At 50.4% G+C, this 15,545-nt stretch carries 21 protein-coding genes and 1 pseudogene; 21 read left to right on the top strand and 1 reads right to left on the bottom strand.

Annotated elements, in window-relative coordinates; genetic code table 11:
- Positions 1-144: 144 nt before the first annotated feature.
- The 16 genes and pseudogenes from EIO64_RS05560 (at position 145) to EIO64_RS05490 (ending at position 11,348) form a co-directional block, all read left to right on the top strand.
- Positions 145-837, top strand: a complete 693-nt coding sequence (locus EIO64_RS05560) for a phosphoadenosine phosphosulfate reductase (protein WP_249390817.1) — start codon at positions 145-147, stop codon at positions 835-837.
- 27 nt (positions 838-864) lie between these two features.
- Positions 865-1,482 (top strand): hypothetical protein, encoded by a 618-nt coding sequence (locus EIO64_RS05555; RefSeq protein ID WP_136890976.1) that lies wholly within the window; start codon positions 865-867, stop codon positions 1,480-1,482.
- The gene (locus tag EIO64_RS05550; RefSeq protein ID WP_136890975.1) at positions 1,479-2,249 is read left to right on the top strand and encodes a DUF7768 domain-containing protein; all 771 of its coding nucleotides are present in this window, start codon (positions 1,479-1,481) and stop codon (positions 2,247-2,249) included. Before EIO64_RS05555 ends, EIO64_RS05550 begins: the two co-directional genes overlap by 4 nt.
- Before the next feature lie 125 nt (positions 2,250-2,374).
- Positions 2,375-2,515, top strand: coding sequence for a hypothetical protein (locus tag EIO64_RS05545; RefSeq protein WP_158629705.1), 141 nt, complete (start codon positions 2,375-2,377; stop codon positions 2,513-2,515).
- Positions 2,505-3,232: pseudogene (locus tag EIO64_RS05540) on the top strand (DNA-methyltransferase). The gene EIO64_RS05545 and the pseudogene EIO64_RS05540 overlap by 11 nt, the downstream one beginning before the upstream one ends.
- Positions 3,180-3,593, top strand: coding sequence for a hypothetical protein (locus EIO64_RS05535; RefSeq protein WP_249390816.1), 414 nt, complete (start codon positions 3,180-3,182; stop codon positions 3,591-3,593). The pseudogene EIO64_RS05540 and the gene EIO64_RS05535 overlap by 53 nt, the downstream one beginning before the upstream one ends.
- A gap of 99 nt (positions 3,594-3,692) precedes the next feature.
- Complete coding sequence (locus EIO64_RS19000) at positions 3,693-3,842, top strand: hypothetical protein (protein WP_346730082.1); 150 nt, start codon at positions 3,693-3,695, stop codon at positions 3,840-3,842.
- 77 nt (positions 3,843-3,919) lie between these two features.
- Positions 3,920-4,507 (top strand): HipA domain-containing protein, encoded by a 588-nt coding sequence (locus tag EIO64_RS18995; RefSeq protein WP_346730081.1) that lies wholly within the window; start codon positions 3,920-3,922, stop codon positions 4,505-4,507.
- A 100-nt stretch (positions 4,508-4,607) separates the two neighbouring features.
- Entirely contained in the window at positions 4,608-5,006 is a 399-nt protein-coding gene (locus tag EIO64_RS05525; RefSeq protein WP_136890974.1) for a DUF6329 domain-containing protein, read from the top strand.
- 226 nt (positions 5,007-5,232) lie between these two features.
- Positions 5,233-5,550: a plasmid mobilization protein gene (locus EIO64_RS05520; RefSeq protein ID WP_136890973.1), complete on the top strand. Its 318-nt coding sequence runs from the start codon at positions 5,233-5,235 to the stop codon at positions 5,548-5,550.
- Positions 5,550-6,956 (top strand): relaxase/mobilization nuclease domain-containing protein, encoded by a 1,407-nt coding sequence (locus tag EIO64_RS05515; RefSeq protein ID WP_136890972.1) that lies wholly within the window; start codon positions 5,550-5,552, stop codon positions 6,954-6,956. The genes EIO64_RS05520 and EIO64_RS05515 overlap by 1 nt, the downstream gene beginning before the upstream one ends.
- The gene (locus EIO64_RS05510; RefSeq protein ID WP_136890971.1) at positions 6,937-7,674 is read left to right on the top strand and encodes a DUF3801 domain-containing protein; all 738 of its coding nucleotides are present in this window, start codon (positions 6,937-6,939) and stop codon (positions 7,672-7,674) included. Before EIO64_RS05515 ends, EIO64_RS05510 begins: the two co-directional genes overlap by 20 nt.
- A gap of 188 nt (positions 7,675-7,862) precedes the next feature.
- The gene (locus EIO64_RS05505; RefSeq protein ID WP_249390815.1) at positions 7,863-8,699 is read left to right on the top strand and encodes a type IV secretory system conjugative DNA transfer family protein; all 837 of its coding nucleotides are present in this window, start codon (positions 7,863-7,865) and stop codon (positions 8,697-8,699) included.
- Between the two features lie 72 nt (positions 8,700-8,771).
- Positions 8,772-10,652, top strand: a complete 1,881-nt coding sequence (locus EIO64_RS05500; RefSeq protein WP_005933672.1) for a recombinase family protein — start codon at positions 8,772-8,774, stop codon at positions 10,650-10,652.
- A gap of 26 nt (positions 10,653-10,678) precedes the next feature.
- Positions 10,679-11,032, top strand: coding sequence for a TnpV protein (locus EIO64_RS05495; RefSeq protein ID WP_035394338.1), 354 nt, complete (start codon positions 10,679-10,681; stop codon positions 11,030-11,032).
- A gap of 16 nt (positions 11,033-11,048) precedes the next feature.
- Positions 11,049-11,348, top strand: coding sequence for a hypothetical protein (locus EIO64_RS05490; protein WP_005933668.1), 300 nt, complete (start codon positions 11,049-11,051; stop codon positions 11,346-11,348).
- A 27-nt stretch (positions 11,349-11,375) separates the two neighbouring features.
- Here the strand turns inward: EIO64_RS05490 and EIO64_RS05485 are convergent, their stop codons facing one another.
- Positions 11,376-11,744, bottom strand: a complete 369-nt coding sequence (locus EIO64_RS05485) for a helix-turn-helix transcriptional regulator (RefSeq protein WP_005933665.1) — start codon at positions 11,742-11,744, stop codon at positions 11,376-11,378.
- 144 nt (positions 11,745-11,888) lie between these two features.
- Here EIO64_RS05485 and EIO64_RS05480 point away from each other — a divergent pair, with 144 nt between their 5' ends.
- The 5 genes from EIO64_RS05480 (at position 11,889) to EIO64_RS05460 (ending at position 15,534) form a co-directional block, all read left to right on the top strand.
- Positions 11,889-12,077, top strand: a complete 189-nt coding sequence (locus tag EIO64_RS05480; RefSeq protein ID WP_005933662.1) for a helix-turn-helix domain-containing protein — start codon at positions 11,889-11,891, stop codon at positions 12,075-12,077.
- Positions 12,070-12,762, top strand: coding sequence for a response regulator transcription factor (locus EIO64_RS05475; RefSeq protein ID WP_007037412.1), 693 nt, complete (start codon positions 12,070-12,072; stop codon positions 12,760-12,762). Before EIO64_RS05480 ends, EIO64_RS05475 begins: the two co-directional genes overlap by 8 nt.
- A gap of 5 nt (positions 12,763-12,767) precedes the next feature.
- Positions 12,768-13,685, top strand: a complete 918-nt coding sequence (locus EIO64_RS05470) for a sensor histidine kinase (protein WP_002596319.1) — start codon at positions 12,768-12,770, stop codon at positions 13,683-13,685.
- A gap of 135 nt (positions 13,686-13,820) precedes the next feature.
- A complete protein-coding gene (locus EIO64_RS05465; RefSeq protein WP_002594743.1) occupies positions 13,821-14,747 on the top strand; it encodes an ABC transporter ATP-binding protein in 927 nt (308 codons plus the stop codon).
- Between the two features lie 19 nt (positions 14,748-14,766).
- Positions 14,767-15,534: an ABC transporter permease gene (locus EIO64_RS05460; protein ID WP_235622253.1), complete on the top strand. Its 768-nt coding sequence runs from the start codon at positions 14,767-14,769 to the stop codon at positions 15,532-15,534.
- The last annotated feature ends 11 nt before the right edge of the window (positions 15,535-15,545 follow it).

Below are 15,545 nucleotides of genomic sequence, written 5' to 3'. Positions count from 1 at the left end.
TTTTTTATTATACCAAAAAATCACCCGGCTGACAATATAGCCGGAACAATAAGAAAAACAAGGAGTGATACCATTTCAAAAGAAAGATCAAAACCTCTTCATATTGTCAGCTGCAGCTTTGGTAAGGACAGTCTTGCCACCATTTTGCTGGCGCTGGAGCATGGGGAACCGCTGGACGAAGCCGTCTACTGCGAGGTGATGTTTGATAAAACCATTTCAGGTGAGGTGCCGGAACACCGGGACTTTATCTATCACACCGCCATTCCAAAGCTGGAGCGGATGGGGGTGAAGGTGCGTGTTCTGCGTGCGGAGAAAACCTATGTAGACCTGTTCACAGGGACGGTCACCCGCGGCCCCAAGAAAGGGATGCTGCGGGCCTTTCCAATCTGCGGAAAGTGTTATGTCCAGCGGGACTGCAAAATCAAACCGATTTGTCGGCATCAAAAGAGCCTGCCTGCCGACACGATGCAGTATATCGGCATCGCCTACGATGAGCAAAAACGGCTGTCACGCCTGAAGAATCAACAGGTGTCCTTGCTGGCAAAATACAAGTTTACAGAGGAAGATGCGAAGCAGCTCTGCCGCAAGGCAGGGCTGCTTTCTCCTGTGTATGCGTTTACCGACCGGGGCGGCTGCTGGTTCTGTCCCAACGCCAGACGAAAAGAACTGCAACATCTCTATGATCATCACCCGGAACTGTGGGAACGGATGCTGGAACTGCAGGCCCTGCCGGGAAAGGTGTCTGAGAAATTCAACCGCACAGACACATTTTCAGATATCGACGCCCGTTTCCGCATGGAGGATGCCCAGAAGTCTCTTTTTGAAAGCGCGGCATAATGAAGGAGTTGATGAAAAACGAGCAATTTGAAATATGAAATCACTGACATTACCCACGAAGAATATCCCTTCCTCCACCGCATCCGTGCGCTGCGGGATGTTGGCGACCAGGTGAAAGCGGGGGATCTGGGCGGCTTTGTGGAGAGCGAAAGCAATCTGGCAACCGACCCGTCCGACGGCGCCTGGATCTTCGATGATGCCATCGCAGCGGGAAACGCCTATGTGGATATGGGTTCTTACCTGCGAAAAAACGCCATTGCTTGTGACAATGCCTATGTATCTCACGGCTCTGTTCTTTCCAACCATGCCCGCGCGGAGGATGACGCCTACCTGCGGGGCGCTGTGATGAATGGCAGTGCGCGTGTGTCCGGCTGCGCCCAGATCATCAGCGTGCCGAGTCAGTTCGGAACGCCCCTGCTGTCTGGGCACTGTCAGGTGTACGGAAGCGTGCGCGGGGATGTCCGTGTTACCGGCACCGCCGTTATTTTGCCAGGGGAAGAAATCCTGAATGATACAAAGGATACCTTTGTCCTGACGGACACCGGCCGCAGTGTCATCCGGGGTAGAGACAGAGAGTGCCTTGCGTCCAGCCAAACGCCGCCTGCCAAAGAGAAAAAACCAAAGAAATGGGGGATGGAGCGATGACTGTCTATGAAAGAGAACTGCGAAAGCTGTTTGAAAACAGCGACCTCATTGATCATCCCCAGTATTCCGGACGTGTCTGTGTAGGAGAACTTGGGAAGGATCTGCGGGTACGGGCAGAGTTCCTTTCCACCTGTGTTGCGAATCAATATGACGCCATCCGCCTCACGGTGCTCAACCGCACGGAGGGGGTAGTGGATCGGACAATGCTGCGGTTCAAGGATGTCTGGGGTAAAAAGCCTGTCCCTGGCAACCCGAACTTCCGCAGCGGTGTAATGCCTCACCTGTGGGATGACCGCGGAGATGTGGACTGGTATGCCTATCATCCCTCGGCTGCGGATTACGATGTCCTCCGGCAGTCCATCGGGCAATACCTGTCCGTGTTCCGGGAACGGACGCCGGAACGGGAACAGGCCGGCCCCAAGCTGGTGTTCATCTGCGCGCCGCTGCGGGGTGATGTGGAAGCCAATATTGAATTCGCACGGCAGAAGGCACGGGAGGTGTTTGCGGATGGAGATATCCCCGTTTGCCCACACCTGCTGTTCCCACCCATAGCGGACCCAAACGACCCGGAGCAGGATACCAAGGCGCGTGAGATGTCCCTGCAACTGTTGGAATCCTGCCAGCAGCTCAATGTTTATGGGCCTGTTTGGACGGAAGGAATGTGGGATGAGATCCACCATGCCAGCAAGCTGGGAATTCCGATGATGACGGATCAGAAAACCATTGGCCGGACGCCACCCAGGCGTTCCGGCAGGAAGGAGCGATAACGCTGGAACAGGAACGCAAAAGGCCGTCCTGCCCTCTTGTCGGGCAGAACGGCAATATTTTCAATCTCATCGGTCTTGCAAGCCGGACACTGCGGCAAAACGGTATGACAGCCGAGGCAAAAGAGATGCAAAACCGAATTATGGGCGGAGACTGCCACAGCTATGAGGAAGCCTTGGGAATCATCAGCGAGTATGTAGAGACAGAGTTATCCGGCAGCATTCCCACAAAAAACAAAAACAAGGAGGACCACACACATGAACGATAACCAGAAATGGGAGATCATTCAAGGTGACGCGCTGAAGGTGCTGAGCGGGTTCGCCCCCAACACCTTCGATGCTGTCATCACCGATCCCCCGTATGCTTCCGGAGGCCGGACACAATCCGAGAAAAACAAGTCCACCGCCAGGAAGTATTCCAGTATGGGGAGAACGCGCCACCTCCCTTTGACGGCGATGCCAAGGACCAGCGCTCCTGGACCCGCTGGGCGGCAGAGTGGCTGTATGAGGCGAGGAAAGCAAGCAAGCTCGGTGCGCCGATATGTATGTTCATCGACTGGCGGCAGCTTCCCGCAGCCACCGATGCCCTTCAATGGGCGGGGTGGATCTGGCGGGGTACCGCTGTCTGGGATAAGGGCAACAGCCGTCCTCAGAAGGGCCGCTTCCGCCAGCAGGCGGAGTACATTGTCTGGGGTTCCAACGGAAATATGCCTATCAGCCGTCCGGTGCCCTGCCTGCCAGGAGTGTTCAAATATGGCAATCCGCAGAACCGCATTCATCTTACGGAGAAACCCTTGCAGCTCATGCGGGACATTGTAAAGATCACGGAACCGGGCGGCCATATTCTGGACCCCTTTGCCGGTTCCGGCACCACGGTGCTGGCGGCTGTTCTGGAGGGTTATTCCGCCACCGGCATTGAGGTGACCGACACCTATGCCAAGCTGGCAAGAGAAAGAATCTGTTCAGAGCTGGAGGAAGCTGCGTGACCTGATGCGCTGTCTGGCAAAGGGACTTGCTATAATGCCGGAAAATCGGTATAATAAAAACGATCCAGTAAGAGAGCATTGTGAGGAATTAGTTATGAATCACGCACAATATGATCAGGAAACCGGAAAGCCGTTGGATCAGTCGTATCTTGAATGCGGACTCCCTGATGATTTGCAGGCTTCTATTCAGGAGATGCAAAAATCTTGGGACATTATAGACGGCGGAAACCGGGATCCTCATTGGGACATCTACTGGTGCAATCTGAACGCGGACATTAACTCAGCCGAAGTCGAACGGATTATTTCTCCCGAGCAGGCATGGTATTTGCGCGAAAAGTATCTTCGCATGGAAAGAGAGTGATACCTCTTGATAAACTTTACAGACCTCCCCACTCGCAATAAGTTCTATGCAGGGGCAAACGGCGCAAAGCGGGCTGTAATTTATCAAGGCGAACAGTATATGCTGAAGTTCCCCGCACAAGCCCCCAAGAATAAAGACTTGAGTTATGCTAACAGTTGCATTACCGAGTATATCGGCTGCCATATTTTCAACAGCGTTGGGATCAAGGCTCAGGAAACGCTCCTTGGCACTTATGAAAAAATGGCGTAAAAAAGATTGTTGTTGCTTGCAGGGATTTTACCTCTCCCGGAATTGTGTTGCAGGACTTTGCCTCACTGAAAAACACGGTGATCGATTCCGGTCACAGCGGGTATGGTACAGAACTGTCTGACATTATGCGGGCCATGGAGGATCAGACAGCATTCCCTCCCGCGTTGTTGCAGCAGCATTTTTGGAATGTATTCATTATAGATGCGCTGATCGGGAATTGGGATCGGCACAACGGAAACTGGGGTTTTCTTTATAATACCGCGACAGACGAAATTGCCATTGCCCCTGTGTATGACTGCGGGAGCTGCCTGTATCCCCAGGCTGATGAAGCCATCATGCGAGACACCATAGATAAGCAGCCAGAACGAGATTTTCGCACTTTCTCAATCCCTCTTTCCAGCATTAAGGTCAATGGTAAAAAAATCAACTACTTTGATTTTATTTCCTCTTTGGAGAATGCGGATTGCAACAAAGCATTGAAGCGGATGCTGCCCAAAATCAACATGGATGCAATTTTCCGTATCGTGGATGAGACTCCGTTCATTTCGAATCTGCAAAAGCAGTTCTATAAGACAATGCTGCAGACACGAAAAGAGCGCATCCTTGATTTTGCAATGGAAAAACTGCGGAAAAGGGAAATGGCCAAAGAGCTTGAGGCACGGTAATAAATAAACAAAAACGTTTTTTCAAGAGCAGGGTGTTCACAAAACACCCTGCTTTTTCTATAAGGGTGTTCACAAAACACCCTGCCACAAGGAGAGAAGTATGTTAGAAAATTTTGCGAGTTTTTATCGGAAAGCAGCCAGTGTGCGGGATATTCTCGAGAAGGCTCCGTTCCCGGAGAAAGCGCGGTTCCAGATCACAAAAGTGATCGAACTGCCGAAAGAGCAGTACCGCCGCTACATGAACGAGCTTTTGCGGGATGTTTCCTTCATATCCCGGAACGTGTCGGATATGGGGTTCGATGGAAAAACTGAAACATTTCTCTGTCTGTTCGTGACCTGCCGAGATGTGAACACCGGCCTGCTGGTGGAGTCCGAAGGTTTTGGATATGCCAGGTATGCGGCATTTATTCCTGAAAAGAGTGCTCTCTCATTGGATGGTATTCCGACGGAACGCGCAAGCGAAAAGTACCTTTGCCGGCATCCGACCCCGGAGAGATGATTTCTTTTTTACGAGGAAGCGGGCAGTGCCCGCCCAATATTGCAATTACCATACCGCTTGAAAACAAAGCCCCGCGCAGCGGGGCGAAAGCCAACGCCGCCGTGGCGGCGCTGGCGCAAGCATAGCGCAAATGTACATTTAGCGCGCTTGCTGGGGGTATCCCCAGTCCCCAATGCCGCCTGCGGGCGGATGATCAGCGGCCACAGGCCGCAGAAAGGAGTGCGGCGTGGCCAAAAAAGAACCCAAACACCATCTGCACATTGAACTGACGCAGCAACAGTACCAACTGCTGTGCCGTCAGGCCAAGCAGAGCGGCCTGACAAAACGGGCATATCTTGCGCGGCTTATTGAAGGACAGCCGGTCAAGGCGCGCCCTTCTCAGGAAATCAAGGAATTGCGCACGGAGATCCACCACATCGGAAACAACATCAACCAGATTGCCCGCAGCGTGAACGCCGGAATCGCAAAACCTGAGGATGCTAAACGAGGACTGTATCTGCTGGACCGTGTGTATGAACTCATGTATCAGGTAGCGAAAAAGTAATGGCCATCACAAAGATCCTTGCCAGAAAGGGGCGGCTCGATGCAGGCATCCACTATATACTCAACGGAGATAAAACAGATGACCGAATTCTGACCGCCTATCTGAACTGCGATCCCGGTATGGAGTGCCGTCAGATGCTGGATACCAAACGAGAACTTGGTAAGGAGGATGGCGTGCAGTATTACCATATCATCCAGTCCTTCCAACCCGGAGAGGTCACACCGGAGGTGGCATTGCAAATTGCCAAAGAGTTTGCACAGGAACATTTGGCAGACTATGAGGCGGTGATTGGCGTCCATGTGGACAAGGAACATATCCATGCTCACACAGTGTTTAATTCCGTAAATTCCATAACCGGAGAAAAATACCACAGTAACGCCCAAAGCTACTACCAGCAGATCCGCAGCACCTCAGACCGGCTCTGCCGGGAGCATGGCTTGTCCGTTATTATGGCGGGAGAGCCTGCCAAAGCCGTCAGCTATGTGGAGTGGCTGCGGCAGTCCAAGGGCCAGCCGACCTTTCGCTCCATGCTGGAAGCGGATTTGCGGGCGGCTATCCAGGATGCCAACGATCTCGGACACTTCTTCCTGCTCATGGAACACATGGGATATGAGATCCACCACGGTGATCGGCTGGGTTTTCGCCTGCGGGGACAGGAGAGATTCCAGTATCCCGGCAGACGCAATACGCTGTTCACGGAGGATGGTATCCGTGTTGCTATTCAAGGAAATCTTGCGGAAATTGAAGCAGGCAGCCGTCCCGCTGTGCTCTCACGGCCTAAGTATCGGCCATACCTGGCGCATCCGAAATACACCGGCTTCCTTGCCCTCTATGTGCATTATCTCTATTTGCTGGGTAAGATCGGGCAGCGGCAGTACCCGCCCCGCATGACGCCTCATCTTAGGCGGGAGGTCATGCGCTTTGAGCAATACCGCACACAGTTCGACTTTCTGCGGGAAAATGAGATCGTCACCCAGGCGGATATGGATGCCTTCCGGACCCGCACAGAGAAATCGCTGGCCAAACTCATCAAGCAGCGTACCATCCTCAATGTGCGGAAAAAGAGACGGCAAAAACTGTATACGGCTTTGACGGATGTGGAAGCGTTGGCTCCCAGCAAAGCGCTCTATGAAGAAGGTCTGACCGGCATGGAGACGGAATTTGAACGGTACATGGAAGCGGTGGCGCTGCTGGAGAGCAGCGGCGTTCCCAGGAACCGGCTGACGGAAGAAAAGGCGGAGATCTATGAACAGTTGGCGGAGCTGAACCGCGAGATCCGCACGGAGCGGCAAAAGCTGAAGCTCTGCCATAAGATACAAAACCAAGTGCCTGTCATGGAACAGGACATTCAAAGAACAGAAGAACACCAGAAGGAGGTGCGGAAACATGAACATCGGAGGCGGTGAGGCGGCGGACCAATTGGTGCGCATGATGCTCTCCGGCGGTGAGGTAGCTGTCCGGCTGAGTGGTTCCGGCCTTAAAAATATGCTGGCGCTGACGCTGGCACTGGCAAAAAACCATAAGACGATCTCCGGCAAAGTCAACTTCGCGAAGATGCTGAAAGAGACCCGCGACGTGCGCCGGTTCGCCATGTCTCCGGAGCAGTATCAGGCATTCAAAAAGAAGGCTGGAAAGCAGAAAATCTTATTCTCTGCCATTCGGGATACGGACGGTCACGGCAAGGTGGTGGATGTCATCATGCCGGTAACGGAGATCGACAGAGCGAATATGATCTTCGAGCGCATCCATTACCTCGGTCAACCAGCGCAGGCACAGCAGCCTCCACGGGAGCAAGCCCCGTCCAAGGCCAGAGAAGCCCGTGAAAGGCAGGCTGCAACCCAAGTCGAGCAGGATCAGCGCCCCCAAGAGAACACCCCTGTGACACCGCCTGTGGGCCAACGTCAGGAGGTGGAGCCAAAAAAAGGATCTCGGTCGGGACAAGACTTGCCCGCTACCGTGCCCAGCTCGACCTCGTCCAAAGACGGGAGCCGGATGACGAGTGAGGAACGCCCCTCCGTGTTGGAACGTCTGAAGGGCTACAAGGCACAGTTGGATCAGCAGCAGAAGTCTGCCTCGGCCAGAACAAAAAATCGGCAAAAGAGTAAAAATGGTAAAATGAAATAAGTATTATAGATCACCCAAAGCAGTCCCATTGGCGATACACGATCCGCCGATGGGACTGCTATTTTGTTCTCCCGGAGGTGAATTGCCTGAAACAAACATCCAAGCAAAGCAACCTAATTTTGCGCCTTTTCCTCTATATCCCGGTCATCTGGGCGGCGTTGCTCATTGCACAATCCCTTGGCGGCGGTTTGCCGGATCTGTTCTCCAACCTGGCCGCCGCGCTGGAGCACCCTTTCCAGATTCAATGGACGGACAAGAGCCTGTTGACCATCCTCATTTGCACTGGCGCCTACATTATGGGTCTGTGCATCTATGACGCCGAGAGCGGCAGGACGCGGGACGGCGAGGAACACGGCTCCGCCATGTGGGGCTCGCCCAGGCAGGTCAATGCGCAGTTCTGCCAAAAGCAGAATAAGATCCTGACCCGCCATGTGCGGCTGGGGCTGGATACCCACAAACACCGGCGCTCCTTGAATGTGCTGGTCATCGGCGGCAGCGGCGCGGCCAAGACCCGCGGTTATGTGAAGCCCAACATCTTGGAGGCCAATACCAATTATGTGATCACGGACCCGAAAATGGAAGTTCTGACCGACACGGGCGGATACCTGAAAAAGAAAGGCTATGACGTCCGCGTGCTGAATCTCGTGAATTTGGAACAGTCTGACGGCTATAACCCCTTCTGCTACCTGCGGGACGAGAAAGATGCTCTGAAGCTGGTGAATACGCTGATCCAGGCAACCACGCCCAAGGGCAGTCATGAGTCCGACCCGTTCTGGACGAAGTCCGAAACAGCTCTGCTCCAAGCTATCATCCTCATGCTGCACCAGGAAGCGCCGGAGGATGAACAGAACTTTTCCATGGTCATGCGCGTGTTGGAATACGCTGAAGTCCGGGAGGATGATGACGAATACATCTCGCCGTTGGACCTGCTGTTTAAGGCGATGGAACATGAGCATCCGGAAAGTGTGGCCCTGCGGCAGTATAAGGTATTCAAGCAGGCGGCGGGTGATATATGCTCTAAGTGACTTCTTAATCATGATTTTGTCATGGTTAGTGAAGCAATCACTTAGAGCATTTTTGTTTCAGGAGGTACAGCCATGAGAAATGAAAAAATTACCCCACTGTACGAGCGCCTGAGCCGGGACGACGAGTTACAGGGCGAGAGCAATTCCATATCCAACCAAAAACAGATGTTAGAGGATTTTGCCCGCCGGAATGGGCTGCCAAACCCTACGCACTTTACAGATGATGGTATCTCAGGCACCCGTTTTGACCGCCCCGGATTTTTGGCGATGATGGAGGAAGTGGAGGCAGGGCGTGTAGAGGCAATCGTCATCAAGGACATGAGCCGGTTGGGGCGCGACTATCTGAAGGTCGGTCAGGTCATGGAGGTTTTGCGGCAACGCGGTGTTCGTCTGATCGCCATCAACGACGGTGTGGACAGTCTGAAAGGCGATGACGATTTTACCCCATTCCGCAACATCATGAATGAATTTTACGCCCGTGATACCAGCAGGAAAATCCGTTCTGTGTTTAAGGCAAAAGGTATGAGCGGCAAGCACCTGACCGGCACTGTGATTTACGGCTACTTATGGGACGAAAAACGGGAGCATTGGCTGGTAGATGAGGAAGCCGCCGAAGTGGTACGCCGTATCTTCTCCCTCACGCTGGAGGGATATGGGCCTTATCAGATTGCCTGCAAATTATCCGCAGATCGGATTGAAATTCCCGTCGTACACCTTGCCCGCTTCAACGAGGGTGTGAACCGTTCAAAGCCGGTCAAAGACCCCTATGGATGGGGATCATCTACCATCGTGAACATTTTGAAAAAACGAGAGTATTTGGGGCACACCATCAATTTCAAGACCCGCAAGCACTTTAAGGACAAGAAAAGCCACTATGTTTCTGAGGACGAGTGGACGATCTTTGAGAATACCCATGAAGCCATTATCGACCAGCAGACCTTTGATCTGGTGCAGAAAATCCGCAGCAATGTACGGCGTTATCCAAACGGCTGGGGCGAAGCAGCTCCCCTCACAGGCTTACTCTATTGTGCCGATTGTGGCGGCAAGATGTATGTCCACCGCACCAACAATGGCAAGCGGATTTCTCAATATACCTGTTCCAATTATACCAAAGTTCCGTGTGGGACACTATGCCTTACACAACACCGTATCAATGAGAGTGCTGTTCTGACATTGGTTTCCGACACACTCCGGGCTATCGCTGAATATTCGAGAAATGACCGGACGGAATTTATTCACACTGTTCAGGAGACGCAGGTTGCTCAACAGAGTGCCGATATATCGAAAAAGCGCAGGCATCTGGCTACTGCCCAAAAGAGAGCCGGAGAACTGGAAAAACTGATTTGCAAAATCTATGAGGATAACGCCCTCGGCAAGCTGCCGGATACACGATATAAGGCGCTTGATGCACAGTATGCCAAAGAGCAGGACGCACTTGAGATTGAAATTGCGGAGTTGGAAAAGGCTGTTACCGGCTATGAGCAGAGCCAGAAATCAGCAGAGAAATTTATAGCCCTGATTGATAAGTACGAGAATTTTGACACGCTGACAAATACCATGCTCAACGAGTTTGTAGAGAAAATCCTTGTCCATGAACGCTCCCGAAAAGGCAGTCAGGATACCACGCAGGAAATTGAAATCTACTTTAATTTTTTAGGACGCTATATTCCACCATCCTTACAGCCGGTTCCTTTAACCCCAGAGGAACAGGAAGAATTGCGGAAAAGAGAAGAACGCAAGGACAGGCTCCATCAGAACTATTTGAAGCGGAAAGCCAGCGGCGCACAGAAACGGTATGAGGACAAAATCAAGGCGAAGAAAAAAGCGGAAATGGACGCTAAGAAAGCCCTGATCCGGGCTGAGGATATGAAAAAAGGTGTTTTTTCTACTATCGGGCAGCTACCAAAAGAAGAACCGCGCAAAGGCAGCATAGCAGCCAGCGCAGCAGTCTAATCATCACGGAGCAAAGGAGCATGAATATGAGTAAGTTGACTTACATTCGTTGTGGAGATTATGATATACCCAACCTAAAACTTTCTGAACAGCCGGAAACTTCTATCGGCAAGTACGGCAGGATGCGAAAGTCCTACCTGAAGGAACACCGTCCTATTCTCTACAACCAACTGCTGATGAGCGAGAAACTGTATCCGCACCTGTTAGAGATTGATTGGACAGCGCAGGAGCGCGTGGACACCATGTTGCCTCACATGATGGAGGCTGCGGGTGTCACTGAGGAACTGAAAGCCTGTGATCCTATGCGCTGGGTAGGACTGATGAACACATTAACGGCACAGATTGAGGAAATTTTAATCAGGGAACTGATTTGCAGTTGAATGGGAGGTGTGGGAAATGCTGACCTTTGAAAAGGTTCTGGAAGTGTTTCAGGCATATCTGGATGATGATCCTCTGTATGAGGTGGTGCAGACCAGCCACGGTTATACATTGATGGCATGGGAACCTCACCGGAATGACTGGTACAGCGCCGAAATACAGAAAACTCCGGAGGATTTGCGAAACGCCTTGCTGGATACATACGCCAACTTTCTGGAAGATAAGATTACCGGAAATGACCGCGATCTGACTGTGACAGAAACCGGAGAAATCCAGCAGAGGTGCCGGGAACTTTGGGAAAAGTGCCGGGAAACTTGATATAGAAACGCCAGAAGGAGGCCGCGATTATGCGTCCTCCTTCTGCTTCGCAGTCTGTTCCATTTTGAGCGCCCCGTCTATGGCACCTTCGATAATCGGCAGGTATTCTTCAGGGCAAAGCTTCAGCTTGTGGCTGACTCGTTGCCGCTGTTCGCTTTCTTCCCGCATGATCTCCGGGTTAAAATACCGTTCCACGGGAAGTCCGCAGACCTTAATCAACTGGATCATCACAGGCAGGCTCGGAATCGCACCTTGATTCTCAATGTTGGCAAGATACCGCCATTCAATCCCAACCATTTCTGCCAATGTTTTTCGTGCCAGACGCTTTGCCTCTCGTGCGGCTTTGACATCTGCGCCGAAGGTTTCAAAACCGGGACAATCTTCAACTTTCGCCATATAACATCACCCAGTTACATTGTATAATTCATACTTTGCCTGTGGAATGTTGCTATATGCAGGTTGGTTGAAGTTTATAATTCACATTCCGTTTCTTGCATTGTTCGAGAAAGAGAACTATAATGTACTCTGTGGAGGTGCGAAATGGACTATATGACATTGAAAGAGGCCGCCGAGAAATGGGGCGTGACACCTCGTAGGGTAAATTATTATTGTGCCGGTGGGCGTATCCCCGGCGCTGTGAAAATGGCCGGTGTTTGGCTGCTCCCTAAAACTGCGGAGAAGCCGCTTGATGGCCGGACAAAACAAGGAAAGGAACTACGCCATGAATAAAATTTTGATTATAGATGATGACAGAGAACTGTGCGCTTTGATTAAACGCAGCGTACAATCGGAACATATAGAAGCCGATTTTTGTAATACCGGAAAAGAGGGCTTGCAGAAATTAAAAGAGCAGGAGTATCAGCTTGTGGTGCTGGATGTGATGATGCCCGGTATGGATGGCTTTGAAACGCTGGAAGAAATCCGCAAAGAGAACAGCCTGCCGATTTTGATGTTTACATCCAAAAATGACAGCATTTCTAAAGTGCGGGGCTTACGGGCCGGGGCGGACGATTATCTGACAAAACCGTTTGATATGGACGAACTGATTGCCCGTATTGCGTCCCTCATTCGCCGCTACACCCGCTTTAATCATCAAGCCGGAGCTGTGCAAAAACTGGATTTTGATGGATTGCAAATTGACCTTGAAAATCGTTCTGTTACGACGGAAAATGGCACTTTTGAACTTCCACCAAAGGAATTTGATCTGCTCCTGTACTGCGCAAAGCATCAAGGAAAAATTTTGACAAAACAGCAGATTTATGAGGAAGTTTGGGGCGAAGAATATTTCTATGATGACAGTAACATTATGGCGATTATCAGCCGGCTTCGTAAAAAATTAGAAGTCAATCCTTCAAGCCCAAAGTATATCCAAACGGTCAAAGGGATTGGCTACCGCTTTAATAAGGAGGTATAGCCAATATGGAAATCATCGTTTTCTTGTCCATTGTGATTGCTGTTGTGGCTGTGCTGACTTCCATCGTTCTCGTTCGGCGCGTAAAAAAACAAATCGCAGAAATGACCGATGTGCTGGTTGATGTGAAAAACGGAAATGGCAACCGGCGTATTCTGTCTGCAACAAATGAATTGACAGCACCTCTTGCCTATGAAATCAATGAGATTGTTGTGTCCTATGAAAGCAGACTTTCAACTGTACGGCAGACAGAAGAAACCAACCGCCAGCTTATGACGAGCCTTTCCCATGATGTTCGGACACCCCTTACCACTCTGATTGGGTATCTTGACGCTGCACACAAAGGACTGGTCACAGGAAAAGACCGGGATGATTATATTGAAACCGCCCGACGGAAAGCCCATGATCTGAAAGAATATATTGATGTGCTCTTTGACTGGTTCAAGTTAAATTCCAATGAGTTTGCTTTGGAAATCCAGAGCGTTGAGGCCGCAGAGCTGACAAGAAATATCCTGATTGACTGGATACCGATTTTTGAGGATAAACAGGTTGATTATGACATTGATATTCCCGAACAGCCTGTCCGGGTAAGATTGGATATGGACAGCTATATGAGGATCGTCAACAATCTCATTCAAAATGTAATCGCTCACAGCCATGCAGACAAAATCAAAATTGTCCTGTCAAAGAAGGAAAATAACATGGAGCTGCTGCTGGCGGATAATGGAGTAGGAATTGAGAAAGACGATTTGAAACACATATTTGAACGGCTTTATAAGTGTGATAAAGGACGCTCCGAAAAAGGAAGCGGACTTGGTCTTTCTATTGTCCATCAGCTTGTAGAAAAGATGGGTGGAAGCATAACAGTTGAAAGCTTTCCGGGAGAAGGAACTGAATTTATGTTGCTTTTTCCTTTGGAGATTTAAGCGGGTTCCCGTCTTTATGGCGGGAACCTTTGTCATTTTTGCCGGATTTCAAATTGCAAGGTTAATGCAAGGTTGCGGCAAGGTTAATGCAAGGTTGGCGTGATAGAATACCTTACAGAACAGGAGGTTTTGAATATGGATACAAATTACATCATTGAAACAAAAAATCTGACGAAGCAATATGGCTCACAAAAGAGTGTGGCTGACTTAAATATCCATGTGAAGCGTGGGAGAATTTATGGTCTGCTGGGCAGAAACGGAGCCGGAAAAACCACTACCATGAAAATGCTGTTGGGCTTAACGAAGCCGACTTCCGGGGAGGTCAAAATCTGGGGGAAACCCTTGCAGGGGAATGAAAAGAAATTGCTGCCCCGTATTGGTAGCTTGATTGAGTCTCCCGGCTTTTATCCCAATCTGACCGGCACAGAGAACCTGCGTATCTTTGCTACCCTGCGGGGCGTACCAAACAATCATGCCATCAAAGATGCTCTGGATCTGGTAGGACTGCCTTACAAAGATAAAAAGCTCTTTTCACAGTATTCTCTTGGTATGAAGCAGCGGCTTGCCATCGCCCTTGCCGTTATGCACGATCCAGAACTTTTAATTTTGGATGAGCCGATCAACGGTCTCGATCCTATCGGTATTGCAGAAGTACGCTCCTTTATTCGGGAGCTTTGCGACGCAAGAGGAAAAACCATTTTGATTTCCAGTCACATTCTTTCGGAGATTTCCTTGCTGGCTGACGATATTGGAATTATCGACCACGGCGCATTGCTGGAAGAAGAAAGCCTTGCTGAACTGGAGCAAAAAAGCAGTAAGCATATCCGGTTTACACTCTCTGATACTGCACAGGCGGCAAGAATTTTGGAACGCAATTTCCATGAAAACCATTTTTCCATACAGGACGACCACAATCTGCGCCTGCACAACCTTGATCTGCCTGTGGGGAAAATTGTAACTGCCTTTGTAGAAAACGGATTGGAGGTATCGGAGGCGCATACTTGTGAAGAAAGTCTTGAAGATTACTTCAAGCGTGTGACAGGGGGCGAAGGAATTGCTTAAACTAATCAAATGCGAATTTTTGAAATTAAAACGGAAGCCCTTGGTATTTATTTCTCTGCTGCTTTCTGTTTTCATGCCATTGGCTTATGCTTTCTTTCTGGCAGATGTAAACACTGATGTGGATGCTGTAAATGGAGTGATGTCCAGCCTGTTCCAGCTCAGTGCTTATTTGCTTTTGATGCCGCTCCTTGTGATACTGGCTTCCAATCTGCTGTTTGAGGAGCTGGACAATGACACACTAAAAAACCTTGTTACCATACCGATAAACAGAACCAAGTTGGTGCTGTCCAAGATGCTGGTTTTGCTATTGTTTGCCGTTGGCTTTATGGCAGTTGGAGGATTGGTAAATCTTGCGGTTTTGCTGTTTCAGGGCTGGGAGCCGGTTGGGTTTTGGACCTTGTTTGGCGTTGGGATAGAAGAAGGGCTGATTATGTGGGTAGGCGCACTTCCATGTATCCTGCTCGTTGTTCTTCTTAATAAAAACTATATCGTGTCGGTCGTGATTACCTTTTTCTATACGACTGCAAATTATATCCTTTCGATGAGCGATGCGTTCCTCACACAGCCTTTTGGTTTGAATATCGGAACCCTGTTTCCGGGACCGCTGGCTTTCCGCTGGACCTTCCAATTTTATGACCAAAGCCAGACCAGTGCGGAATTGGCAGACTTGTTGGAACGGATCAGTCCGTATTTTCTGAATGGTGTTCAGGTGTTCGGTGTGATTGTTGGGGAAGCCGTTGTATTTCTTGCGCTGATTGCGTTGGTTTACCGGCGCCAGGAAATCTAAGGGGGTGTAAT

It is taken from the genome of Dysosmobacter welbionis (assembly GCF_005121165.3).
GTDB classification, from domain to species: domain Bacteria; phylum Bacillota; class Clostridia; order Oscillospirales; family Oscillospiraceae; genus Oscillibacter; species Oscillibacter welbionis.
Note: the sequence above shows the minus strand (reverse complement) of the source record. Positions and strands in the feature narration are given on the sequence as shown.